Here is a 21,145-nt window from a genome sequence, read left to right on the forward strand (position 1 = left end):
CTCAATTCTCTAAATGTATATTTAACTTAATAGCAATATCTCGCTCTCGACCATATAAACATTTAGATTTCCCATTCAAAACACGACTTATTTCATTTGAGTTATAACCATTTTGTCGTCCCCATTCTGCTTGAGTGATATTTTTATCTCTAAACCACTGTTTAGTTTCTTCTCTACTTCTTTTTTTCATAACCACCTCTTTTTTTATAGACTAAGAATAGCTTTTAAACTAAAATCATTTTTATGATTTAATAATAAATCATATAGTTCATTATTATTTACTTAGTTCATATTAATATGAATTTTATGAATTGCAAGGATTTTTTTATGACAACTTTTATAAATCAACTTAATCGGTTAAAAACTGAGCTTTCCCTAACTATGGATAAAGATATAGCTGAATTTTTAGGTTTAACAAAAACAGCTTTTGCTGAACGAAAAAGACGTGGTGTGTTTCCTGAAAATCTTTTAAGAGTTGCGGTTCTTAATAATCCTAATACTAAAATTGATGTGGATTATGTTTTAACGGGGAATAGGGATTCTCAAACCGTAAAAGATCAGGAAATGATTGAAGAAATGAAAGAAAAGATTGTAGAACTTTCAGAAAGTAGCAATGGACCTAAATTTTATTTAGCTCATGAGCCTGAAGATGCCATTTATCCAATCCCTTTGACAATGGAAGAAATGATGTTGATCAATTATTTTAGAAAAAGTAATGAAAAAGGGAAGCAGCTTATCATTGACTCCGCAAGGATGACTTACGATTACACGTTTACAACATTAAAATGGACTGAGTACACAGAAAAAGAGCAATTAAAACGTAAATCTAAGTAAACAGAATAATTTAAGCATTTTTAGGAAAATAGCAAAAAAATATTAAATAAATCAATCTATTATGCTTTCTGTGTATGCAATATGTGAAAAGTATAAAACTACACAGTTTAAAATATTTACTGTGTAGTTTTAAACTATTGAAAACAAGGGGCTTAAAAGCCGACAATTTAGCAATATTCACCGTAGACGGCGACAGCATGCACCCAACCCTAAAAGACGGCGAAGAAATCATCGTAGATCGTTCAAAAACAGAACTTAGAGAAGGGAAGATATTTGTTTTAAACCACCAAGGCGCAATGTGGGTTAAAAAAGTTCAACTTGGCTTTAACGGCATAGAACTACTAAGCGGCAACCCCGCATACCGCCCAATAATCCTAAACGCAGACGAAGCCAACGAGTTAATTATAATAGGACAACTTGTCAGAAGTTACAGAGATTTCTAACCACAAAAAAGGGTTAAGCCTCACACTTAACCCATTCACTTTTTTAATTTTTAAAATGTGTTTAAAATCTTTTTAAATACTGATCACTATTATGCAAAAAATAACGCAAATTTACTCATTTTTTTACTATTTTTGCTCATTTTATATTTTGCATAACTATACAAACCAAAAACGCGAAAAGCCCCGTATTTCCTAAGCTCACCGCATTTTCCCGACCCAAATTTTTTTATTTCTATCTATGCAAAAATAATCAGTACCCCATACAAAGAAAACAATGCCCGTTTATACCAATTTCTTTTTTATGACCAACCATACGGATGCCCTAGTGCTGAAGGAGGAAGACCGAAGAATTAATGTGTTTGGTGGGCCTGATCACGCAAAAGAAAAAGCCTATTACGACCACCTTTATAGCTTACTTAATGACAAGCAATTCATCGCCGAAGTTTATAGCTATTTAGTGTCGTTGGATTTATCAGATTACCGTTGGACGCATTCGTTTGATACGCCAGCACGCCGTAAAATGATTGATTTTAACCGTTCAGATTTAGAAGTGGCTTTCCTCGACTTCTTGAGCCAGCCGCCCGCTAAAGCTATGACTATCGCACAGATTATGCGGTATTTAACCGAAAATAATGAGGATTTGACGGTTGATCAAATGGCGTTAAGAAAGTTATTGCAAGAGCGTATAGGCCTCCAAGTAACACTAAAATTTAAAGGTAAAAAGCTGCGTCCTTGGATTTTGGATAAATCTGTTGATTTGAGCGATCTATGCTACATTCGGGAGCAGCTAGATGCAGCGGAAAATGCGGTGGCGGACTTTGAAAGTCTAGTATGAAGTGCCACCCGCCAATGTTAATTAAATCAATAAGTTAGCTATTCAAGGGTGGCTCGATTAAAAAATGAGCGCCACCTTAAAAAATAATTATAAATCAATATATTAGAGCTAAAAATAGTAAAAGGTGGCAGGGTGGCAGTAAAAAAAGATATTTAAAAAATGAAAAATATATTGTGGTAATGGTAGAACCATAATGTATTAACGTAATTTTTATATATAAAGTTTTTGAGGGTAGTGCCACCGCCACCTTTTCGGCATAAAAATAATGACAAACCCAGTAAGAATAAGGCTTTATCAAGGTGGCGCGGTTAAAAAATGAGCGCCACCCATAGGAGAGAAAAAAATGACGAAAGAAGAATTTAAATTACGGTTAGATGATTGGGGGTTATGGTCGAGAGAATTTGATCTCGGTGTAGATTACCCCAGACACGCATTAGGGATTGAAGGTGCTGAACAAGACCCATCAAGATCTATAACTTTGATAGAGGAAGAAATCCTAGCGGTAGAATGTGCGGTATGTGAATTAAAAAAAATTGATATACTGGGTTATGAGATGATCAAATCTTTTTACATCGATCAGTTGTCTCAAGCAACAATTGCGAAAAAAATTAATCGCTCGCGCCACTATGTCGAAAAAGTCTTTACGGCAGCCGAACATTTTATTTACGGTTTTTTATGCAGACGTTAAAAAAAAATTTGACAACTGCTAAGCAGCTAAGGTATATTTCTCCCGTATCTTGCGGAAAGCGCAACTAAAGAACAGAGTAAGAATTTATAGAACCCTGATTGGTTATGCCAGTCGGGGTTTTTTATTGCCTCGAAAACAGGAGGCGGAGTATGAAAATTATGAAAGATATGGGAACACAAAGCTATCTTTGGTCAGGCTTTGGCGGCTTTTTAGCTTGGCTTGGCGATCAACAAAATTTAATGATGTTGAGCCTCGCCATCGGTATTGTTACCGCACTTGCTAATTTATATCAACGTATTTGTGATTGGCGGGCGAGAAAGCGTGATGAAGAACGTAAGGAAGAAATCCATCAGCTCACTGTGGCGAGATTGAGGAAAGGGCTAGATATTAAATGAAACATTTCAAGAAAATTGCGGGCTGTTCTGTGGTAGCAATCATTGGTTTGGTAATGTTTAATTATTCAGATGAAATCCGCACCACTGAAAAGGGAATGGCATTAATCGGCGAAGCGGAAAGCTGTATGCGTGAGCCGTATAAATGCCCTGCTGATGTATGGACGGTAGGGATTGGTTCAACGGGTGATATTACCTTTGGCAAAGTTTACTCTGACAAAGAGATTGCCGATCGCTGGGCCAAAGATATTCAGACGGCAGAACAGTGCGTCAATCGTTACGCTAACGGCAAAGCTCTACCGCAAGGTGCATTTGAGGCATTGACCTCACTGACCTTTAACGTAGGCTGTGGTAAACTCAAAACGTCAACCATTTACCGTTACGCCAAACAAGGCAACATAGCCGAGATGTGTGAGCAGTTCCCACGCTGGAAATATTCAAGTGGGAAAGTGCTGAAAGGTTTAGTAACCCGCCGAGAAAAAGAGAAAGCATTATGTTTAACCAGTTTAAAACGTGGCTAAATCTCACCGCACTTTTTCTGGTATTGGGCTTGTGTGGTTGGGTTTGGTATCAGTCGCAGATGATAAGTAGCTTGAGAGCCCAAAATCAAATGCAAGCCCAAACCATCACGACACAAAGCCAAGCTATCGCAAGCCTTAAAGCAGAGGCAAAGCGCAATTATCAACTCACCCAAGAAGTTACACAATCCGAAAGCAAAATCAGGGAGCAATCCGATAATGTTATTCGCACAATTCAAACGCAGGTTAAAAATGTGGACGCTCATAATGCTGCTGCTCCTCGTAATGTTATTGAGTTCTTGCAGCAGTCAGATTGAGACAACACATTGCCCAGGCATTCCGCCCGTGCTATTAGGGCATTTGGATAAGACGGCATTTAAGGGGCGCACTTATGGTGATGTAACACAGTATGCCGTGATACTCAAACGTGAGCGTGATATGTGTCTTAATCGTATTGATAAGATTAGAGACTGGCAAGTGGAGTTACATAAATGAGTAGGGCTAGTTGGCATCATCTTTATCATCGTAAGGCGTGGAAGCAACTACGCTTAGACCAATTAGCAAAACACCCCTTATGCGTTTTCTGTTCTCAAGCGGGCAAACTTACCCCCGCTACGGTAGTGGACCACATTACCCCCCACAAGGGCAATCTAGATTTATTCTTTGACCCAGATAATTTGCAATCGCTTTGTAAGTTACATCACGACAGCGCAAAACAAAAAGCTGAAATTAAAAAACTTAATCATATAGGCTGTGATGCAAGTGGATTTCCTATTGACCCAGACCACCCATTCAATAAGGGGGAGGGCGGGTAAAAAGTTCAGGCAAATGGCTTGGGCTACCGCTTGGGGAACTCTGCGTGATCGCTATTACAGTTTTTCTACCCTTTTTTATAGCTTTAGGAGGTGATTTTATGAGTGGACGCAAATTGCGTAGTGATAGCACCACTGCAAAAGTGTTAGCCACCAAAGCGGCACAAACCAAGCTATCACCACCACAAAAATTAACAAAATTAGAAACGCGCTATTGGAACAGTATTATCAATAGCCGAGCCTTAGACAGTTGGACGCCGATCGATCAAGAACGGGCGGTAAAACTCGCAAAACTCTATGTAGAAATTGATGATTATGAACACGAGTTACAAAATCATCGACGCTGGGTAAAAACAGACACCGGCACAATGAAAATGCACCCGCTGCACTATGTGATCGAAGACCTGTACAAGCGTGAAATCCAAATGTGCCGAAGTTTGCAAATTCACAGTCGCGCCACAAATGGGGAAAGTCGTGATCAAGTGAAGACCAATCAGCTTTATCAAGAGGCACGGAATGCGATTAATGATGATGACGGCTTAATTGCCAGGGTGTTTAACTGATGACGACGGCAGAAAAAGTCATCGCCTTTATTGAAAAATATTGTTTTGTCCCCGAAGGGGCGTTAGTAGGAAGCCCGATTAAATTAGAGGATTTCCAAAAACGCTTTATTTTTGACGTTTATGACAATCCACAGGGGACCACACACGGTATTTTGTCGATTGGGCGTAAAAATGGAAAAACGGCACTTATTGCGTGTTTATTGCTGGCACATTTAGTGGGACCTGTTGCCATCTTAAATAGCCAAATTGTCAGCGGAGCCTTAAGTCGTGAACAGGCCGCTCTCGTATTTAACCTCGCGGTAAAAATGATCCAACTTAACCCTAAACTGACTACCCTTGTTGATATTAAGCCAAGTGGTAAGCGGCTGGTTGGGCGGCCAATGAATGTTGAATACAAAGCCTTAGCCGCAGATGGTAAAACCGCACAAGGTTTATCGCCAGTGCTGGCGATTTTAGATGAAGTAGGGCAAGTGCAAGGCAGTCAATCGGCTTTCGTTGATGCGATTACGACCGCACAAGGCGCGCATAAGAGCCCATTATTGCTCACCATTAGCACACAAGCCGCAAATGACGCAGATTTGCTTTCAATTTGGATTGATGACGCAATCAACAGCGGCGATCCACATACAGTTTGCCACGTTTACAGCGCGGATAAAGACTTAAAAATTACTGATCCGAAAGCGTGGAAACAAGCCAATCCTGCGTTAGGTGTGTTCCGCAGTGAGGAAGACATCAAAAAATTGGCAGACAAAGCTAACCGAATGCCAAGTTTTGAAAATACGTTCCGCAATTTAAACCTCAATCAGCGGGTCAGCACGGTATCCACGTTTGTTACGCAAGATGTCTGGAAAGCCAATGGCGAAGTCGCACCGTCTCCTACGGGATTAAGTGTCTATGGCGGTTTAGACTTATCTGCACGAACAGACTTAACGTCGCTAGTGCTGGTTGCCAAAGACCCAAGTGGCAAAACCAATGTTTATAGTTATTTCTGGACGCCGGAACAAGGTTTGATTGACCGCGCAAAGCGCGACCGAAGCCCTTATGATGTGTGGGCAAAACAAGGTTTTATCCGCACAACACCCGGCGCCACCGTGGATTATGCCCACGTTGTACGAGATATTGCCGACATCTTAAGTGATTTTGATATTTCCTCAATTGCGTTTGACCGATGGCGAATGGATATTTTCAAAAAAGAAATGGACGCACAGGGTATTACGTTGCCCCTAGTGCCTTTTGGTCAAGGATTTAAGGATATGTCGCCGGCAATTGACACCTTAGAAAGCCAATTGCTTAATGGACAACTGCGCCACGGTATGCACCCCGTTTTAACGATGTGTGCGGCAAACGCAGTCATTACCAAAGATCCAGCCGGCAACCGAAAATTTGAAAAACACAAAGCAACGGGACGAATTGACGGAATGGTCGCACTTGCTATGGCGCTTGGTATAGCAGAAAGTGCGGAAACGCCATTGAATATTGATGCATTTTTACAGGATATGATTATCGGATGAGTACACTAAATGATAAAAACTGGTGGAGCCGTTTTTACCAACGCTGGTTTTCAGGCGGAAAACGCCTTGATAAAGGCAGCGTTGTAGAACCCTTTGTAAGTGAGGCAAGTGGCGCAGGCGAAACGGTAAATGGCGAAACCGCCTTAAAATTAAGTGCGGTTTGGGCTTGTGTGCGGTTACGCAGTCAAACCATTGCATCACTGCCTTTCCACCTTAAAAATGAGCAACGGCAAATCGCTCGCGATCACCCTCTTTACAAAATTATTCACGACACGCCCAATGCGGATATGTGTGCCAGTGAGTTTTGGGAAGCGGTGATTGCTAACCTTGATTTATGGGGCAACGCCTATTGCCGCATAAATCGTATTGGTGCGCGCGTGGTTGCATTGGATATTCTTGATCCACAGTATATGCAGGTGCAACGCAGTGATAACGGCGAAATCCGCTACATTTACACCAAAAATAACGTGGACGGCGGCAATTACGCCGAACGGGATATTTTGCACTTTAGAGGTTTTACCCTTGATGGTTTAATTGGGTTATCCCCCATTCGCTATCAAGCGCAAGTAATGGGCTTACAAACCGCTGCGAATAATGCCGCGGCCAAAGCCTTTAAAAATAATTTAAAGGCGGGCGGTTTTTTGAAAACGGGTGAGCGGATTTTATCCGATGAGCAACGTAAGCGCGTGCGCGAGGGGCTAAGCGAATTTGGCAAGTCTGAAAACGCTGGCAAGTGGATGGTGCTTGAAGCGGGAATGGAACCCGCCAATATGTCAGGCAGTTGGATCAACCCCCAAGACGCCCAATTATTGGAAAGCCGCTATTTTGGGATTGAGGAAATTTGCCGTGCCTTTGGTGTACCGCCTCAATTAATTTATAGCACGGATAAATCGTCATCTTGGGCATCAAGTGCAGAGCAAATTACGCAAAATTTCCTGACTTACTCACTTAATCCAATGCTAAAACGGGTTGAACAAACCATTACACGCAAATTACTGAAACCTGAAGAGCGGTCAAAAATTTACCCTATTTTTAGTGTAGAAGGGTTATTGCGAGCGGATAGCGCGGGAAGAGCGAGTTTTTACACCGCACTTTTGCAAAATGGCGTAATGACCCGAAATGAAGTGCGGGCATTAGAAAATCTCCCAGCGGTAGAGGGGGCGGATCAATTGACTGTACAACTTAATTTGACTGCGATTGATAAAATCGGAAAGGACATAACCAATGACAAACCGAACTAAAGATCTCTTATTTAAAGCCGAAGCCATCAAAGAAGATGGCTTTTTTTCCGGCTATTGCAACGTGTTTGATGTGAAAGATGCCTACGATGAGATCGTACGCAAAGGGGCATTTTTAGACTCCATCAAGATGTGGAAAGAGCAAGGCAAAATGCCGCCGGTATTATGGAACCACGACCGCAATCAGCCTATCGGCGTATGGACACAGCTTAAAGAAGATGAGAAAGGCTTATACGGTGAAGGACGGCTACTGATCAATGAAGTGGCAAAAGCCAAGGAGGTACACGCTTTAATGATGGCGGGCGCCATTGATGGGCTTTCTATTGGCTATCGGGTGAATAAGTGGACCTATGATGAAAAAGAGGACTCCACAGAATTACTTGCCATTGAATTAAGAGAAATCTCGGTAGTTACTTTTCCCGCTAATGAAGCAAGTCGCGTGGAAAAAGTGAAATCTGTGTTAGAAAAAGGCAGATTGCCTACTCTTGCTGAATTTGAGAAAGCCCTAAGAGATTTGGGGTTTTCACAAAAACAAGCTGTAACCGTTGCTAGCTACGGCTTGAAAAAACTCATTCAGGGCGAGCCTGAAGAAAAATCAATTAGCAACGCATTAACAATTATCAAATCCATTACGGGAGAACACTAATTATGTCAGAAACAGAAAAAAATCTTGAACAGCTCGCCAGCGAGTTTAAAAAAGCTACCGACCAAGTAAAAGGGTTAGGTGAAGAACTACAAGGTAAAATGGCGAACAACGAAAAAGGCTTAGAGGGCTTAAAAGCGCAAGTGGATGAAGCCTTAACTTCAATGAACGAAGCGAAAAGCCGATTAGATGAGTTAGAGCAAAAAGCCGCTCGTCGTGGGGGAGCCAATGAGACCGCTGAAAAATCCTTAGTGGAACAGTTAATGGAATCAGACAGTTTCCAAAAATTTATGCAAGATCCACGCAAAGGCAATTCCGCCCATTTATCCGTAAAAGCCACTATTACCAGTGCCACAACGAATACAGCGGGGGCGGCGGGTGCATTAATCCCTGAACATAAATTACCGGGGATTTTAACGCCACCGGATCAGGTTCTAACGATTCGAGACCTGTTAGCGAAAGGCACCACCCAAAGTAACTCCATCACCTACATTCGTGAAACCGGCTTTACCAATGGGGCGGCGTATCAAGTGAATGAGGGGGATAAAAAAGCCCAATCCGATATTAAATTTGACGAAGTAACGCTGGGGGTTAAAACCATTGCCCATTATATGAAAGCCTCTCGTCAGATTTTAGACGATGCGCCAATGTTACAAAGCTACATTAACGGTCGTTTAATTTATGGCTTGAAACTGTTTGAAGATCGTCAACTCTTAAACGGAGATGGATCAAGTGGTGCGTTACACGGGATTTTACCGCAAGCTACTGCGTTTGCAGATCCCGCAAAATTGGCGGCCTACACCATCATTGATCAACTGCGATTAGCACAATTACAAGCCTTAATTGCAGAATATCCAGCCACAGGCTATGTGCTTAACCCAATCGATTGGACGAAAATTGAGTTGGAGAAAGATGGTATGGGGCGTAACATTATCGGTAATCCACAAGGTACCGCACAGCCAACCTTATGGGGCTTACCAGTGGTGCAAACGCAAGCAATGACCGCTGGCACTTTCTTGACAGGGGCATTTAGCCTTGGCGCGCAGGTGTTTGACCGTCAGGCTTCCGCCATCGCTATTGCAACGGAAAATGAAGATGACTTTGTGCGCAACTTAGTGACCATTTTGGCGGAAGAACGCTTAGCCCTCGCGGTGTATCGCCCAGAGGCCTTTATCAAAGGCACACTTGCGCCTAAAACGAAATAACCCTTAACACCGCACAACTCAAGTGCGGTGCTTTTTTTGGAGATTTTTACCAATGCTTATCTCGCTTGAGCTTATCAAACAACATTGCCGTATCGATCATAATGAAGAAGACACGCTCTTAACTCAGTATGAAACCGCTGCCCAATCCTATCTTGAAAGCCAACTCGGGCGCAAACTCTATCTAAATAGCGTACCTGAAGAGGAATCAATGGGGCTTGTGGCGAATGCGGCAATTAAACAAGCAATGCTAATGGTCATTGCCCATTGGTATGAACACCGAGAAAGCGTTGTCGTAGGCGTAACCTCTAAAGAAATTGAGCAAGGTGTTTGGCGGTTGATCCAGCCTTACCGATTAATGGGGGTGTAAATGCAAATTGGCAAACTGCGTCATCGAATCAAGATACAGCAGCAAATTAACACCCAAAACGACTACGGCGCATTGGTTACCGAATGGCGAGATGTTGTCAGCTGTTGGGCGGAAGTCAAACCCTTAACGGGGAAAGAATATTTTTCCGCCCAACAGGTGCAGTCGGAAGTTACCGTGCAAATTTGGTTACGTTATCGGGCAGGTATTACGCCCACAATGCGGGTCGTTTTTGGCGAACGGCATTTTGAGATTGTTGAAGTGCTGAATTACCAAGGACGAAGCACCGCATTGCAATTACTGTGTAAGGAAAAAGTCAATGGCTAGCACAGTCAAAGTGGAAGGATTAAGGGCGCTGTCGGCAGCAATGAAAGAACTCGGCCGAAAAGCAAGTAATCGCATTGCCGTTAAAGCAATGCGAAAAGGTGGAGCGATTGTACGCGACAAAGCACGCACTAACGCCCCAACCTTAAAAGAGAAAGTGCCGCACCGACGTGCAGGTACATTAAAAAAAGCCATTCAATCCAAGACCAAAGTCGGTCGAAATGGCAAAACTAACACCTATATTGGTGTAAAAAAGCTTTCGGGTAAACAAATCGAAAAGTTTAAAGCCAAAGCACAGAAAGGCGGGGCATATAACCCTAACGATCCGTATTATTGGCGATTTGTTGAGTTCGGCACCTCTAAAATGCCGGCGCGCCCTTTCTTGCGCACCGCGTTTGAGCAAACGAAAGACCAAGCCGCCAATGCCATTATTACTACCTTACGAGAGGAAATCTTAAGGGAAGGAAACAAATGATCCAACACAACTTATTTAACGCCCTGTCGCCTTTGGTTGCAGGGCGTTGTTTTTATGAAGTGATCCCCGATACCAATACGACCTATCCCGTCATTGTGTATCAATTCCCCACCATCACCCCAAATGCCGCCTTAGAAAATGGGGATTTAGATGATTACCAAGTGCAAATCGACATTTACAGCAATCAAGTTGATGACATCTTTAACTTGCGCGAAGCCTTGTTTGAAGCGGTAGAAGATGAATTTGATTTTGCCGAACGCATTTCGGATTTTAGTGATTATGAACCCGATACAAAACTACACCGTCGTGTAGTGATGTATCAAATAGCTTATGGAGACTAACTATGGCCACACAAACCACCCCATTTCAGGGGACAAAATTTTATATCGGCAAGGGTGTTGAAGCGGAAAAAAGTATCACCGCGTGCGACATTACCCCTAATGCCAAAATCACCGTAGCCAATAGCGGTTACAAAAAAGGGGATTTGCTCCGCATTACCGGGCTTGGCTCGCTAGACGGCTACTACCCTGTTAAAGATATTCAAACCAACGACATCATTTTTGCTGATGAAGTGAATTGGGCAGACCAAGACAGACCAACGGTATTTACCAATGCCAAAGTGGCTCGTGTTACTTGGTCTTCTAACTTCTGCGCCATCAAAAATATTGAAAAAGACGGAGATACGCTTTCGGAAGAAGACGTCACTACAATGTGCAGTGAGGGAACAGAAACCGAACCGGGCGATATTGAGTTTGGTAATGTAAAACTCACATTCTTCTGGGCGCCAGCTACCGCAATGCAAGCGGATTTACGCAAGAAGTTCTACGGCAAAGAAACGTTCCCTTATTTGATTGTGTTCAAAAACAATCAGGGATCGCTTTACGGCACAGGCTTTATCCAAACCAGCACCAACATTAGCGGTGAAGTCAAAGGCAAGTTTGAATCAGGTGTAACCATTAAACAATCTAAACGTGATTATTTATTACCAGTCGCATAACCCACTCACCGCACGATAAAAAGTGCGGTGTTTTTTATAAACATTTTAAGGAAATCAACAAATGAAAGGCACGAAAGCAACTTTACTCGCAATTAAACCCACATTGAAACCGTTTGAACTCAACGGCAATACCTACTATATCCGTTCTTTTACTGTAGGCGATGTAAATCGTGAGGTTTTTGAATATCAAAATTGGCTGAAAGCCCAAGCCACGGCACAAGGCATTGAACTGAATCTGAATGATGAAGAGGCACTGGCTAAACAGCTTGAACCCATTGCGGATAAATACCGCCTTGCGCGCAATCTTGCTATCAAATTATGCGATGAAAAAGGCAATAATTTATTCGACCCTGATAATATCGAAGATTTAGAAGCCATTTTAACCCTTGATGACAGCGTACTTACCGCCTTTAATCAAGCCGAAAATGCAGATACCCCAAAAAACTCACCGCCCGACGCAAGTTCCAATTAACACTTTCCCTTGCGTTGGGCAAAACGCTATCAGAAATCGAAGCAATGCCAGAGCGCCACTTGCAAGAATATGAACAATTCTACCAAGAACAGCCGTTCGGCTTGTGGCGTGAAGACTACCGCACCGCACAAATTGCCTATCTTTTAGCGGCGATTAACAGCGATCCGAAAAAAGACAGCCCAAAACTCACCGAGTTTATGCCATTTTTTGCAGATCAAAGTGCGGTGGGAAATAGCCAAGATTTTGATGATGGTAGCCAGATGTTTTTAGCACAGAGGTAGATTATTCTACCTCTATGTGATCTCTATCACTTTAAAACACCTTTAATTTTGGTATGATTAACGCCTATTCTTAGTCTAGGAGTTAATTATGGGAAAAGTGTTGCTCGTATTTTTATCACTATTCATTTTAGCGGGTTGCAATGATAGCAAGAGACCTGCGCCTTATGGGTTAGATTGGAATATAACAGAAGAACAAATAACAAAAACTAATTATTTTGAGGGGAACGGAGGAACACCACACTCTTATAACATCAAAGTGGAAACCCCTGATTTTGAAAATGGTACTTATTCCTTGTTTTTTAGTAATAATAAGCTGGTAGAAATTCAATCGATATATTATGCGATGGATGATGAAGTCAAAACCCATAGAATATTAAACTATTATCGGATTGATTTTAATGCTAAATATGGAAATCCGATTATTGATGAGCAACAAAAATATACAGACTGCGGCACCGCATTTTGTCCTGTAAACAGAAAAGTATATCAGTATGATGACGTTATTTTGGGAGTTTCACTATATGAGAATTTTGTACAAGAAAGGCTAGTTATAATCTCATATTATGATAAGAATTATTTTCTAAACAAGCTTAAGCGTTAATCTATACGTTACACAAATTCCTATCAATTAGATAGAGATTTTGTATTGACAGTATAATCTTATTTCACTACTATAGTATTTAACAGGTGTCGCAGCCTTAACAGCGGTAATCCGCAACCGAAATCCAATGCGGTTTTTTTGTATCTAGAATTTGGTGTTTCTCCTTTTCTCAGCCAGATTTGACAAAAAACGGTAAATAACAATCAATGATCGAGTGGGCGAGGAATACAATACCCGAAAGGGGAATAACTCCAGCTTACTGTTAGGCTTGCGAACCGCTCGATCGCCAGGTACCTGTATAATAAAGGCACCTTGAAATTATTCGCAAAATTAACAGAGGCAATTATGTCAAACCAAACTCAACTTCAAACAATCCAATTTTACAACCGCACTTTAACTACATTTGAGCAAAACAACATTCACTATGTTGCAATGAAACCAATTTGTGAAAATATTGGTTTAGACTGGGAAGCCCAACGGCAACGAATTCGCCGTGATGAAGTGCTTTCACAAGGTGCGGTTATGATAACCTCACCTTCAAATGGTGGCGAACAACAAACATTATGCCTCCCAATCCAATACCTCAACGGCTGGCTATTTGGCATTGATGTAAAACGCGTGAAACCTGAAATTAGAGAGCGTCTTATCACATACAAAAGAGAATGTTATCAAGCACTACACGATTATTGGAATAAAGGCAAAGCGGAAAGACCGCAACCTCAACCTGTAATAATCAGTATGGAGCGTGAGTTACTCAAAACACTTTATTATCTCTTAGTGTTTGCGGTAGATTATTCAGAAAAAGCACTGCCTAAATTTAAATCCTGTCGCGAATTATTTCGCAATGCAGAATTTAATGAGTTGATCCGCGTGTGTGAGATGTTTTTAACCGACGACACGCGAGAAACGCTGATCAAAACAAAAACGATATTATCGCCAAGTTTCAAAACGGTGGTCGCCCAACAAGCAGAAGTCAGATTGCCAACACCACCAAATCGACGGGTAACACTTCCGCCTGATGTGATTGGATTTCGTAGTGAAGAATGGTTACGGGTATCCGAAGCCTCGCGCTACTTAACTAAAAAATCACGCGTGATGACGGAAAAGTTTTATCAAAAACTCTTTGCCCGCTTTGGATTTCCGTCGCTTTGCCGTATGCCAAAATCAAAGTACGGAAAAGTAATGGATTTCTTGAGAGCTGAAATCATTAAAGTACGTAAAAATCCGTATTATAAACCGTTTAATATGCGTTAAAAACTCAACCGAAACCGACCGCACTTCAGTTTAAGTGCGGTTGCAGGAGAACCAAATGAAACGCGACTGGGAGCTTATCCGCAAAATTTTGTTCAAATTGGCACTTACGTCATTAGACAATGGAGGCATAAAAGGCTTTCCGCCCGCGGTGGTGGAATATCACTACCTATTGTTGAAGCAATCACAATTAATTGATTCTCAACATAAGCTAACGTGGCAAGGACACGAGTTTCTCGACAAAATCCGAAATGATACCGCGTGGAATAAAATTAAACAAACCATTAAAACCAAAGGGATTGATTTATCTTTTGAGGCGATTACGTTAGCGGGAAAAAGTTTATTGATCGCGTTGTTGGCGAAATAGCTTGACGCTGTACGGAGATTTGGTAAAGTCTTAATATGGAGGACGAAAAGATGAAAGGCTCATATAGTTTTATTACAAGTAGTCTAATTTGGGGGGCAAAAGTTTATATCGCAGTGTTCTCTCTCTTTTCCTTATTATTGGTGTTATTGGCAGCCTTTAGCTTTTTCTCTTGGAAAACGATTATTATCATACTGCTAGCACTGTTTATGGTATTACTGTTGTTGCATTGGAAATTAAGTAAAAAAGCGTTTTTTGAGATGGAAGATAAACGCTATTCTCAATATTGGGACAAAGGTTTTTATAAATAAGATTAAATTCAAATAGAAGCTCGCTACGGCGGGCTTTTTTTATGGGAGAAAATAAGATGTCGGGTTCGCTTGGGCAATTAAATATTCAGTTGGCGTTAGATCAAGTTAAATTTCAAGATGGTCTGACAAAGGCACAACGGCACGCAAAGCAGTTTGCTGAAAGAACAAATACATATTTAAAAAATATTGAAAATGCTGCGATAGCAACGAATAAAAGTTTGGATTTTGCTGATAAACTTAATAAGTTAAAAGTACTTAGTTTTGTGTTGCCAAACCCAAAACAGATTATTGGGAGCCTGGATAACTACACGGAATTAAGTAATAAAATAAATCTTGTCACGGAAAGTGAACGTGAACGGATTAAAGCGATGCAAGATGTCTATGACATTTCACTCAAAACCGCACAATCTACCCAAGCGACATCATCGGTTTATCAAACTTTTGCCCAAAATGCACAGCAATTGGGGTTAGATCTATCTGATGTTGCTGCACTTACTGAAACAGTGGCAAAATCCGTAGCCATTTCGGGGGCTAATTCTGCCACGGCTTCTAATGCGTTAATTCAATTTGGGCAATCTTTATTGATGGGCAAATTGAAAGCACAAGAATTCAATTCATTGATGACACAAACGCCAACGGTTATTCAGGCGATTGCGAAAGGTTTGGGGATCACAACCGCCCAGCTTAAAGCAATGGTAGATAAAGGCGAGATGACAGCGGATAAAATGGTTGAGGGGTTGAAAAAAGCCCAAGGTAGCGTTGATGAATTACATAAAAAAACTACGACAACATTAAGTGGAGCATTCCAAAATCTTTCTACCGCAACTGAAAAGTGGCTAGGAGAAACAGATAAAGCCCTAGCTACAAGTAAATTATTTGCTGAAGGGATTAATGTTGTTGCCAATAATATCGGCACATTAGCCCCGTTAACATTAAGTTTAGGAGCGGCAGTTGCGGGGATTAAATTTAGTAAAAAAGCGAAAGATGCCTATTTATCCGCAAGTGCAACAATGCAAGAGGCAAAAGCAACCGTACAAGCAACCCTTGCAGAAAAAGCAAAAACTACTGCGGATTTACAGGCGACACAAGCCTATATCGCACAATTACAAGCTCAGCTAAATTTAGCCAAAACAGAGCAAGCAAGGTTACTTTTAAGCAAAGAGCTTGGTGTTCAAACTGCAAGAGAAACGGCATTAATTAAAGCCCAAACGGCTGCAATCAATCAATTAAATGTCGCTAAAAAATCTGCAAGCACATTAGGAATGGCAATGGCGGCACTTGGTGGACCGTTAGGCGTGGCAACATTGGCAATTTCAGCCGCAATTCCATTTTTGCTAGATTGGGGGAATAGTGCAAGTGATGCCGCGAATAAATCTAATGATTTTGCAAACTCGGTAGATAATATTAAGCAGAACCTTGATAAATTTACCGTTGCTCAATTAAAAGATAAGTTGCTTGATGCCAAATACAGTATTGAAGAACAAAAGAAAAAGGTTCAAGAATTAGAACAGCAATATAAAACTTTCCAAAATGCGGCAACAAATGCAGTGCAAAAAATTGAATGGAAAGATCATTCTGGCAATAAGCATATTCAATATTTGAAGCGTTCTGTGGAAGATATGGCGAAAGCGGAAGAAAGAGCTATTCGCATTAAGGCACAGTTAGAAACAGAAACGGCGAAATTAAACGATCAAACATCACTGCAAGCCCAATTACAAGATAAACTCAATGAAAAGGTTGAGCAGGCAAATAATAGCCTTGCCCAACATAAATTAAAATTGAATGATTGGGAGAAAGCACAGCAGGATATTGAAAAGCAAACTAAATCCTTAACGGAAGAAGTGAATGTGCTTACCTTAGAAAGTAAAGGAAACGCAAAAGCTGCCTTTATTTTATCGGGGCTGTATAAGGTACTTTCTGTGGAAGGAGCAGATTATGCTAATGTGCTTGCGGCAATTGCGAAAGGGGAATACGCTTCAGCAGAAGCTGCAAGTAAAACTATTGATATGTCGTTAGAAGATTTGCAGAAAATCTTTGCAGCGAAAGAACAATTGGAAGCACTTTTTCAACAAGATGAGAAAAAAACGAAGCTAAAAAAAACCATTGAGCTTAATCATAAAAAAGGAAAAGGTGGCGAAAACGCGCGTCAAAACTGGCTTAATTTCTATGATGAAGTGCGACAAAAAAGTACCTCTACCCTAGGCGAAATTGACCTAGAGCAAGCTCAAATGTTCCGCCGTTTAGAAGAGTACAATAAAAAAGGAGTCGTTAAACATCAAGAATATGAAGCGGCAAAATTGGCGATCACCCAACGCTTTAATCAACAACGATTAGAGCTTGCAGGAAAATATGCGCCAAATAAATTAGCCGCCCATAATCTAGATAAAGAGCTGGCGGCTGTTAAAGAATTGCAAGTGGCAAATCAATTGACCATTGATGAAGCGAAACAAGCCGCAATGAAATTGCAAATCGAGTATGCGCAGAATGTGGCACAAAATGCGGTTACGCCATTAGATCAACTGCGAGCCATTTACGATCCAAATCAAGCCCTACAAAATCAGCAGACGCAGGAACTGGCTTTACTTCAAGCATTTAACGAACAGAAGTTGATGACCGAAGAAGAGTTTCAGCAGCGTAAGAAACAAATCATTGAACGTTATAAAAACGATGAATTTCAGCGTGAGATGAATAATTACGCCACGGGGCTGAACGAGCTTGGCGGTGCATTTGGTAATCTTGCCACAATGATTGAACAATCAGGCGGGCGACAATCTGCTGCGTATAAAGCAATGTTTGCAGTATCTAAAGCGTTTGCTATTGCTGAGTCGACTATTAATGTTACTCTTGCAGCAAGTCAGGCCATGAAAGACTGGTCAAAAATGGATGCTGCATCTAAGTTTGCGGCGGCAGCAAGTGTTATGTCTCAAGGTATGGCATTAGTAGCACAGATCCGTAGTGTTGGTTTTGCTAGCGGTGGCTATACCGGCGATGGCGGTAAATATACGCCTGCGGGTATCGTACATAAAGGTGAATATGTCATCACCAAAGAAGCTACTGCTCGGCTGGGTTTAGGCTATCTCAATTACCTAAACTATGGTCGCCGTGGTTTTGCCAACGGTGGTGGTGTGGCGGTGCCGAAAGTGCCAGTAGTTGGACAACGAGCCAGTAACAGCACGCAAAATATCACCGTCAAAGTGATTAACCAAGGTGAGCCAGTGCAGGCCGAGGTCAGCACGAAGCAAAAAGGCGATCAACTTGAAATCACCCTTGAGCTGATGAAAACCATTGCACGCAATGAGGCAAACCAAGTGATTCAAACCAATTTCCGCGCGGGAGGCGCATTTAGCTAATGGAAACCTTCAAATGGTGCATCCGTCCAGAATTTACCGTGGAAAACTCGCCTAAAGTCAATGAGATTGAGTTTGGCGATGGTTACACCCAACGGCAAGCTCGGGCGATCAATAATTTACTGCGGGTTTATCCTGTGGTGGTGAAAGTGCGAAATAAAGTGCGGTTGGAAGTGGACGAATTTTTGGCTCGGCATAAAGGTGTCGAGCCTTTTTATTTCCACGACCCGTTCACTAACAGTCGTAAAAAAGTCGTGTGTAGCAAGTGGCCCGCAAAAATGGGCAAAACCTACACGGAATTTAGCTGTGAATTTAGAGAGGTTCCGTAATCACAGCAGGCTTGCTATTTCTTGGATAGTGCAGGTATCAAGAAATTCAGCAAGTAAATCTTCGAGTATTTCTGTTTCGATTTTGTTGCAATTTATTATGTCTAGCTTATCAGTGAGCCTAGATAAAAGCACATCAGCACCAGCTTGATTAGCTAGATTGTGTGAGATGAGATAGTTCTTAAATTTACTTTTCATAGTGTTGCTCCTGTGTTGTTTAGGTGGTAGCACTATAAAAAACTTTGTAAATTATGGCGATTAGCGAGATAAATTTTCTCGATCTTGATCGCAAAAATAAAATTAAGCCGCTCTATTTTGAGCGGTTTTTTATTGGAGATACAAAATGCCCCAACAAATCCCGCCCCAAATGAAACTGGAGCTAAGTAAGCTCGAGCAAAACGCGATGATCGAACTGTTTGAAGTCGATTTACGCAACCTGAAAGACAAAGACGGAATGAATGGCGAATTGTTTCGGTTTTATGCAGGTACCAACGAGATGATGCAACCCATTGTGTGGCAAGGTCATACTTATGAAGCCTTTGGCGTAAAAGCCAGCGGATTTTCGATGTCAGGGCAAGGTCCAAGTAATCGACCAGAACTGACATTAGCTAATATTAACGGTTTTATTACTGGGCTTGTGCAACGTTTTGACCAATGTTTAGGCGGTATTGTCCGCCGTCGCCAAGTTTATATGCAGTATTTAGACGCAGTAAATTTTGCGGACGGAAACCGCCAAGCAGACCCAAGCCAAGAAGTGCTGAGTTATTTTGTGATTGAGCAGTTATCCACTCTCAAGCGTGATGTGGCAGTATTTACCTTGGCGTTACCCACCGAAACGGATAATGCGCTAATTTCCGCCCGCACTATCACGGTGCAATGTGGCTGGCTTTATCGCTCGGCTGAATGCGGCTACACAGGTCCGCCAGTAGCCGATGAAAAAGACCAATCTACTCGCGATAAAAATAAAGATAAATGCAGTTGCTTACCAAGCGGTTGTAGATTGCGTAACAATCTACGCAACTACGGGGGATTTGTGTCGGTTGATAAGTTGGGGTAAGAAATGATTGAGAAGTTAAAACAAGCTATTTTGGCGTATGCCAAAACCCAAGAACCGCACGAATGTTGCGGTTTTGTTGTTTTAAAGGGTGATGAAACGTTTTTTGTGCCTTGTGAAAATCAGGCGGAAGATAAGGTAAACCACTTTGAAATTTCGCCCGAAGATTTTTTGCAAGCCAATTCTCTGGGAAAAATCACCGCACTTGTGCATTCGCACCCGAACGGTGAACCCGTGTTATCCCTTTTAGACCGCCAAACCCAACTGGCGGCAGACGTGGATTTTTGGCTCGTGTGCGGTGAGGAAATCCATATTTTCCCCAAAATTTCACCATTGCTCGGGCGTGAGTTTCATCACGGGGTAATGGATTGCTACACGCTGTTTCGGGATTTTTATTATTTGGCAGGTGCAGATTTTCCTGATTTTGAGCGGGACGATTATTGGTGGGAAGACGGTTTCAATTTGTACCTCGATAATATGGCAGCACACGGCTTTGAACGGTTGGTGGATGAAAGTGCGGTGCAAATTGGCGATGTCATTTTAATGCAAGTGGGCGCTGATGTGCCGAACCACGCCGCGATTTATCTCGGTGAGCAAATGGTGTTACATCACAGCCCGCGTCGCTTATCAAAACGGGATTTATACGATGGTTACTGGTTTAAACATACACATAGTATTTGGAGATTTAAGCAATGGTCAACGTTAGATTTTACGGTGCCCTTAAACAGTTTGGCGCTACATTTGAGTTAGAGGCAGAGACGCCAGCAGAATGTATTAAGGCGTTGACATCACAAATCCCCAAACTGCGAGAATTTATCCAACAAGGCTTATTTACCGTGCGTATCGGGCGTGAATATCTTGATAACCGCTATCTTGAGAAAGGCTTGTTTTATAAGCTCAAAGCCGGAATGACGGTGCATATTACGCCAGTGCTGAAAGGGGCGAAAAGAGCGGGAATATTTTCTGTCATTGTTGGTGTAGTACTAATGGTTGCAAGCTATTGGACGGGAGGCGCAACCTTTGCAGCGGGGCTCGCAATGGTCGCTGGTGGGGTAGCACAAATGCTAACGAAACCACCACCGATGCCTAATCAACAGGACACAGAAAAGAAACAATCCACGGCATTTTCCAACCGTGCCAATATGACCGCACAAGGTCGAATGGTGCCATTGGCTTATGGTCGCATACTCACAGGCTCAATGGTGATTTCGCAAGGTGTACGCACAGTTGATGTGGATGTGTTTAAAACCCAGGAACGTGAAGTAGGATTTAGAAAAGGTCGATTGTAAGGAGTAG

The 21,145-nt window shown here is 41.9% G+C and carries 32 protein-coding genes; 30 read left to right on the forward strand and 2 right to left on the reverse strand.

Annotation, left to right across the window (positions count from 1 at the left end):
* Nucleotide 1: 1 nt before the first annotated feature.
* Nucleotides 2–190 (reverse strand): helix-turn-helix domain-containing protein, encoded by a 189-nt coding sequence (locus tag CVP04_RS01505; RefSeq protein ID WP_100295762.1) that lies wholly within the window; start codon nt 188–190, stop codon nt 2–4.
* Between the two features lie 137 nt (nt 191–327).
* Here CVP04_RS01505 and CVP04_RS01510 point away from each other — a divergent pair, with 137 nt between their 5' ends.
* The 27 genes from CVP04_RS01510 (at nt 328) to CVP04_RS01645 (ending at nt 18,798) form a co-directional block, all read left to right on the forward strand.
* Nucleotides 328–834 (forward strand): helix-turn-helix domain-containing protein, encoded by a 507-nt coding sequence (locus CVP04_RS01510; RefSeq protein WP_100295763.1) that lies wholly within the window; start codon nt 328–330, stop codon nt 832–834.
* A gap of 74 nt (nt 835–908) precedes the next feature.
* The gene (locus CVP04_RS01515) at nt 909–1,277 is read left to right on the forward strand and encodes a S24 family peptidase (RefSeq protein WP_100295764.1); all 369 of its coding nucleotides are present in this window, start codon (nt 909–911) and stop codon (nt 1,275–1,277) included.
* Between the two features lie 274 nt (nt 1,278–1,551).
* Entirely contained in the window at nt 1,552–2,112 is a 561-nt protein-coding gene (locus CVP04_RS01525; protein WP_100295765.1) for a hypothetical protein, read from the forward strand.
* A gap of 343 nt (nt 2,113–2,455) precedes the next feature.
* Nucleotides 2,456–2,800, forward strand: coding sequence for an antiterminator Q family protein (locus CVP04_RS01530; RefSeq protein ID WP_100295766.1), 345 nt, complete (start codon nt 2,456–2,458; stop codon nt 2,798–2,800).
* 149 nt (nt 2,801–2,949) lie between these two features.
* Entirely contained in the window at nt 2,950–3,195 is a 246-nt protein-coding gene (locus CVP04_RS01535) for a hypothetical protein (RefSeq protein WP_207761604.1), read from the forward strand.
* Nucleotides 3,192–3,713: a lysozyme gene (locus CVP04_RS01540; RefSeq protein WP_100295767.1), complete on the forward strand. Its 522-nt coding sequence runs from the start codon at nt 3,192–3,194 to the stop codon at nt 3,711–3,713. Before CVP04_RS01535 ends, CVP04_RS01540 begins: the two co-directional genes overlap by 4 nt.
* Entirely contained in the window at nt 3,686–4,027 is a 342-nt protein-coding gene (locus tag CVP04_RS01545; RefSeq protein ID WP_100295768.1) for a DUF2570 family protein, read from the forward strand. The genes CVP04_RS01540 and CVP04_RS01545 overlap by 28 nt, the downstream gene beginning before the upstream one ends.
* Nucleotides 3,996–4,205: an Rz1-like lysis system protein LysC gene (lysC, locus tag CVP04_RS12465; protein ID WP_100295769.1), complete on the forward strand. Its 210-nt coding sequence runs from the start codon at nt 3,996–3,998 to the stop codon at nt 4,203–4,205. The genes CVP04_RS01545 and lysC overlap by 32 nt, the downstream gene beginning before the upstream one ends.
* A complete protein-coding gene (locus tag CVP04_RS01555; RefSeq protein WP_065231301.1) occupies nt 4,202–4,525 on the forward strand; it encodes an HNH endonuclease in 324 nt (107 codons plus the stop codon). Before lysC ends, CVP04_RS01555 begins: the two co-directional genes overlap by 4 nt.
* A gap of 98 nt (nt 4,526–4,623) precedes the next feature.
* On the forward strand, nt 4,624–5,085 hold the full coding sequence (locus CVP04_RS01560) for a terminase (protein WP_100295770.1): 462 nt from the start codon (nt 4,624–4,626) through the stop codon (nt 5,083–5,085).
* Nucleotides 5,085–6,596 carry a terminase large subunit gene (locus CVP04_RS01565; RefSeq protein WP_100295771.1) on the forward strand — a complete coding sequence of 504 codons (1,512 nt, stop codon included), beginning with the start codon at nt 5,085–5,087 and terminating at the stop codon, nt 6,594–6,596. The genes CVP04_RS01560 and CVP04_RS01565 overlap by 1 nt, the downstream gene beginning before the upstream one ends.
* On the forward strand, nt 6,593–7,837 hold the full coding sequence (locus CVP04_RS01570) for a phage portal protein (protein ID WP_100295772.1): 1,245 nt from the start codon (nt 6,593–6,595) through the stop codon (nt 7,835–7,837). The genes CVP04_RS01565 and CVP04_RS01570 overlap by 4 nt, the downstream gene beginning before the upstream one ends.
* Nucleotides 7,821–8,480, forward strand: a complete 660-nt coding sequence (locus CVP04_RS01575) for an HK97 family phage prohead protease (RefSeq protein ID WP_100295773.1) — start codon at nt 7,821–7,823, stop codon at nt 8,478–8,480. Before CVP04_RS01570 ends, CVP04_RS01575 begins: the two co-directional genes overlap by 17 nt.
* A gap of 2 nt (nt 8,481–8,482) precedes the next feature.
* Nucleotides 8,483–9,682, forward strand: coding sequence for a phage major capsid protein (locus CVP04_RS01580; RefSeq protein ID WP_100295774.1), 1,200 nt, complete (start codon nt 8,483–8,485; stop codon nt 9,680–9,682).
* A 52-nt stretch (nt 9,683–9,734) separates the two neighbouring features.
* Complete coding sequence (locus tag CVP04_RS01585; RefSeq protein WP_100295775.1) at nt 9,735–10,049, forward strand: head-tail connector protein; 315 nt, start codon at nt 9,735–9,737, stop codon at nt 10,047–10,049.
* Complete coding sequence (locus CVP04_RS01590) at nt 10,050–10,373, forward strand: phage head closure protein (RefSeq protein WP_065231294.1); 324 nt, start codon at nt 10,050–10,052, stop codon at nt 10,371–10,373.
* Nucleotides 10,366–10,845, forward strand: coding sequence for an HK97-gp10 family putative phage morphogenesis protein (locus CVP04_RS01595; RefSeq protein WP_100295776.1), 480 nt, complete (start codon nt 10,366–10,368; stop codon nt 10,843–10,845). Before CVP04_RS01590 ends, CVP04_RS01595 begins: the two co-directional genes overlap by 8 nt.
* Nucleotides 10,842–11,186 carry a DUF3168 domain-containing protein gene (locus CVP04_RS01600; RefSeq protein WP_100295777.1) on the forward strand — a complete coding sequence of 115 codons (345 nt, stop codon included), beginning with the start codon at nt 10,842–10,844 and terminating at the stop codon, nt 11,184–11,186. Before CVP04_RS01595 ends, CVP04_RS01600 begins: the two co-directional genes overlap by 4 nt.
* Nucleotides 11,187–11,188: 2 nt before the next feature.
* Nucleotides 11,189–11,842, forward strand: a complete 654-nt coding sequence (locus tag CVP04_RS01605) for a phage tail protein (RefSeq protein ID WP_100295778.1) — start codon at nt 11,189–11,191, stop codon at nt 11,840–11,842.
* A gap of 61 nt (nt 11,843–11,903) precedes the next feature.
* Complete coding sequence (locus CVP04_RS01610; RefSeq protein ID WP_165772760.1) at nt 11,904–12,314, forward strand: hypothetical protein; 411 nt, start codon at nt 11,904–11,906, stop codon at nt 12,312–12,314.
* Nucleotides 12,315–12,358: 44 nt separating this feature from the next.
* Complete coding sequence (locus CVP04_RS01615) at nt 12,359–12,595, forward strand: phage tail assembly protein T (protein WP_100295779.1); 237 nt, start codon at nt 12,359–12,361, stop codon at nt 12,593–12,595.
* Between the two features lie 88 nt (nt 12,596–12,683).
* Nucleotides 12,684–13,196: a hypothetical protein gene (locus CVP04_RS01620; protein ID WP_100295780.1), complete on the forward strand. Its 513-nt coding sequence runs from the start codon at nt 12,684–12,686 to the stop codon at nt 13,194–13,196.
* A gap of 345 nt (nt 13,197–13,541) precedes the next feature.
* Complete coding sequence (locus tag CVP04_RS12345) at nt 13,542–14,450, forward strand: phage antirepressor N-terminal domain-containing protein (protein WP_243385056.1); 909 nt, start codon at nt 13,542–13,544, stop codon at nt 14,448–14,450.
* A 55-nt stretch (nt 14,451–14,505) separates the two neighbouring features.
* Nucleotides 14,506–14,814: a DUF2513 domain-containing protein gene (locus CVP04_RS01630; RefSeq protein WP_100295781.1), complete on the forward strand. Its 309-nt coding sequence runs from the start codon at nt 14,506–14,508 to the stop codon at nt 14,812–14,814.
* Nucleotides 14,815–14,864: 50 nt separating this feature from the next.
* A complete protein-coding gene (locus CVP04_RS01635) occupies nt 14,865–15,122 on the forward strand; it encodes a hypothetical protein (RefSeq protein WP_100295782.1) in 258 nt (85 codons plus the stop codon).
* A gap of 41 nt (nt 15,123–15,163) precedes the next feature.
* A complete protein-coding gene (locus CVP04_RS01640; protein ID WP_100295783.1) occupies nt 15,164–18,472 on the forward strand; it encodes a tape measure protein in 3,309 nt (1,102 codons plus the stop codon).
* Nucleotides 18,472–18,798, forward strand: a complete 327-nt coding sequence (locus CVP04_RS01645; RefSeq protein ID WP_100295784.1) for a phage tail protein — start codon at nt 18,472–18,474, stop codon at nt 18,796–18,798. The genes CVP04_RS01640 and CVP04_RS01645 overlap by 1 nt, the downstream gene beginning before the upstream one ends.
* On the opposite strand, the gene CVP04_RS01650 is transcribed toward CVP04_RS01645, so the two are convergent.
* The gene (locus tag CVP04_RS01650) at nt 18,799–18,993 is read right to left on the reverse strand and encodes a hypothetical protein (RefSeq protein WP_100295785.1); all 195 of its coding nucleotides are present in this window, start codon (nt 18,991–18,993) and stop codon (nt 18,799–18,801) included. It lies immediately after the preceding gene.
* Nucleotides 18,994–19,138: 145 nt separating this feature from the next.
* On the opposite strand from CVP04_RS01650, the gene CVP04_RS01655 reads away from it, so the two are divergent.
* Genes CVP04_RS01655 through CVP04_RS01665 form a run of 3 tightly spaced genes read left to right on the forward strand, consistent with a single transcriptional unit; the run spans nt 19,139 to nt 21,138 of the window.
* Nucleotides 19,139–19,852, forward strand: a complete 714-nt coding sequence (locus tag CVP04_RS01655) for a phage minor tail protein L (protein WP_100295786.1) — start codon at nt 19,139–19,141, stop codon at nt 19,850–19,852.
* 3 nt (nt 19,853–19,855) lie between these two features.
* Entirely contained in the window at nt 19,856–20,599 is a 744-nt protein-coding gene (locus tag CVP04_RS01660; RefSeq protein WP_100295787.1) for a C40 family peptidase, read from the forward strand.
* The gene (locus CVP04_RS01665; protein ID WP_100295922.1) at nt 20,542–21,138 is read left to right on the forward strand and encodes a tail assembly protein; all 597 of its coding nucleotides are present in this window, start codon (nt 20,542–20,544) and stop codon (nt 21,136–21,138) included. The genes CVP04_RS01660 and CVP04_RS01665 overlap by 58 nt, the downstream gene beginning before the upstream one ends.
* Nucleotides 21,139–21,145 lie beyond the last annotated feature (7 nt).

It is taken from the genome of Caviibacterium pharyngocola (assembly GCF_002795405.1).
GTDB classification, from domain to species: domain Bacteria; phylum Pseudomonadota; class Gammaproteobacteria; order Enterobacterales; family Pasteurellaceae; genus Caviibacterium; species Caviibacterium pharyngocola.

Coding starts and splice junctions, on each gene's coding strand:
- CVP04_RS01505 (WP_100295762.1), bottom strand. CDS start 190: ATGAAAAAAAGAAGTAGAGAAGAAACTAAACAGTGGTTTAGAGATAAA.
- CVP04_RS01510 (WP_100295763.1), top strand. CDS start 328: ATGACAACTTTTATAAATCAACTTAATCGGTTAAAAACTGAGCTTTCC.
- CVP04_RS01515 (WP_100295764.1), top strand. CDS start 909: ATGCAATATGTGAAAAGTATAAAACTACACAGTTTAAAATATTTACTG.
- CVP04_RS01525 (WP_100295765.1), top strand. CDS start 1,552: ATGCCCGTTTATACCAATTTCTTTTTTATGACCAACCATACGGATGCC.
- CVP04_RS01530 (WP_100295766.1), top strand. CDS start 2,456: ATGACGAAAGAAGAATTTAAATTACGGTTAGATGATTGGGGGTTATGG.
- CVP04_RS01535 (WP_207761604.1), top strand. CDS start 2,950: ATGAAAATTATGAAAGATATGGGAACACAAAGCTATCTTTGGTCAGGC.
- CVP04_RS01540 (WP_100295767.1), top strand. CDS start 3,192: ATGAAACATTTCAAGAAAATTGCGGGCTGTTCTGTGGTAGCAATCATT.
- CVP04_RS01545 (WP_100295768.1), top strand. CDS start 3,686: ATGTTTAACCAGTTTAAAACGTGGCTAAATCTCACCGCACTTTTTCTG.
- lysC (WP_100295769.1), top strand. CDS start 3,996: ATGTTATTGAGTTCTTGCAGCAGTCAGATTGAGACAACACATTGCCCA.
- CVP04_RS01555 (WP_065231301.1), top strand. CDS start 4,202: ATGAGTAGGGCTAGTTGGCATCATCTTTATCATCGTAAGGCGTGGAAG.
- CVP04_RS01560 (WP_100295770.1), top strand. CDS start 4,624: ATGAGTGGACGCAAATTGCGTAGTGATAGCACCACTGCAAAAGTGTTA.
- CVP04_RS01565 (WP_100295771.1), top strand. CDS start 5,085: ATGACGACGGCAGAAAAAGTCATCGCCTTTATTGAAAAATATTGTTTT.
- CVP04_RS01570 (WP_100295772.1), top strand. CDS start 6,593: ATGAGTACACTAAATGATAAAAACTGGTGGAGCCGTTTTTACCAACGC.
- CVP04_RS01575 (WP_100295773.1), top strand. CDS start 7,821: ATGACAAACCGAACTAAAGATCTCTTATTTAAAGCCGAAGCCATCAAA.
- CVP04_RS01580 (WP_100295774.1), top strand. CDS start 8,483: ATGTCAGAAACAGAAAAAAATCTTGAACAGCTCGCCAGCGAGTTTAAA.
- CVP04_RS01585 (WP_100295775.1), top strand. CDS start 9,735: ATGCTTATCTCGCTTGAGCTTATCAAACAACATTGCCGTATCGATCAT.
- CVP04_RS01590 (WP_065231294.1), top strand. CDS start 10,050: ATGCAAATTGGCAAACTGCGTCATCGAATCAAGATACAGCAGCAAATT.
- CVP04_RS01595 (WP_100295776.1), top strand. CDS start 10,366: ATGGCTAGCACAGTCAAAGTGGAAGGATTAAGGGCGCTGTCGGCAGCA.
- CVP04_RS01600 (WP_100295777.1), top strand. CDS start 10,842: ATGATCCAACACAACTTATTTAACGCCCTGTCGCCTTTGGTTGCAGGG.
- CVP04_RS01605 (WP_100295778.1), top strand. CDS start 11,189: ATGGCCACACAAACCACCCCATTTCAGGGGACAAAATTTTATATCGGC.
- CVP04_RS01610 (WP_165772760.1), top strand. CDS start 11,904: ATGAAAGGCACGAAAGCAACTTTACTCGCAATTAAACCCACATTGAAA.
- CVP04_RS01615 (WP_100295779.1), top strand. CDS start 12,359: ATGCCAGAGCGCCACTTGCAAGAATATGAACAATTCTACCAAGAACAG.
- CVP04_RS01620 (WP_100295780.1), top strand. CDS start 12,684: ATGGGAAAAGTGTTGCTCGTATTTTTATCACTATTCATTTTAGCGGGT.
- CVP04_RS12345 (WP_243385056.1), top strand. CDS start 13,542: ATGTCAAACCAAACTCAACTTCAAACAATCCAATTTTACAACCGCACT.
- CVP04_RS01630 (WP_100295781.1), top strand. CDS start 14,506: ATGAAACGCGACTGGGAGCTTATCCGCAAAATTTTGTTCAAATTGGCA.
- CVP04_RS01635 (WP_100295782.1), top strand. CDS start 14,865: ATGAAAGGCTCATATAGTTTTATTACAAGTAGTCTAATTTGGGGGGCA.
- CVP04_RS01640 (WP_100295783.1), top strand. CDS start 15,164: ATGGGAGAAAATAAGATGTCGGGTTCGCTTGGGCAATTAAATATTCAG.
- CVP04_RS01645 (WP_100295784.1), top strand. CDS start 18,472: ATGGAAACCTTCAAATGGTGCATCCGTCCAGAATTTACCGTGGAAAAC.
- CVP04_RS01650 (WP_100295785.1), bottom strand. CDS start 18,993: ATGAAAAGTAAATTTAAGAACTATCTCATCTCACACAATCTAGCTAAT.
- CVP04_RS01655 (WP_100295786.1), top strand. CDS start 19,139: ATGCCCCAACAAATCCCGCCCCAAATGAAACTGGAGCTAAGTAAGCTC.
- CVP04_RS01660 (WP_100295787.1), top strand. CDS start 19,856: ATGATTGAGAAGTTAAAACAAGCTATTTTGGCGTATGCCAAAACCCAA.
- CVP04_RS01665 (WP_100295922.1), top strand. CDS start 20,542: ATGGTCAACGTTAGATTTTACGGTGCCCTTAAACAGTTTGGCGCTACA.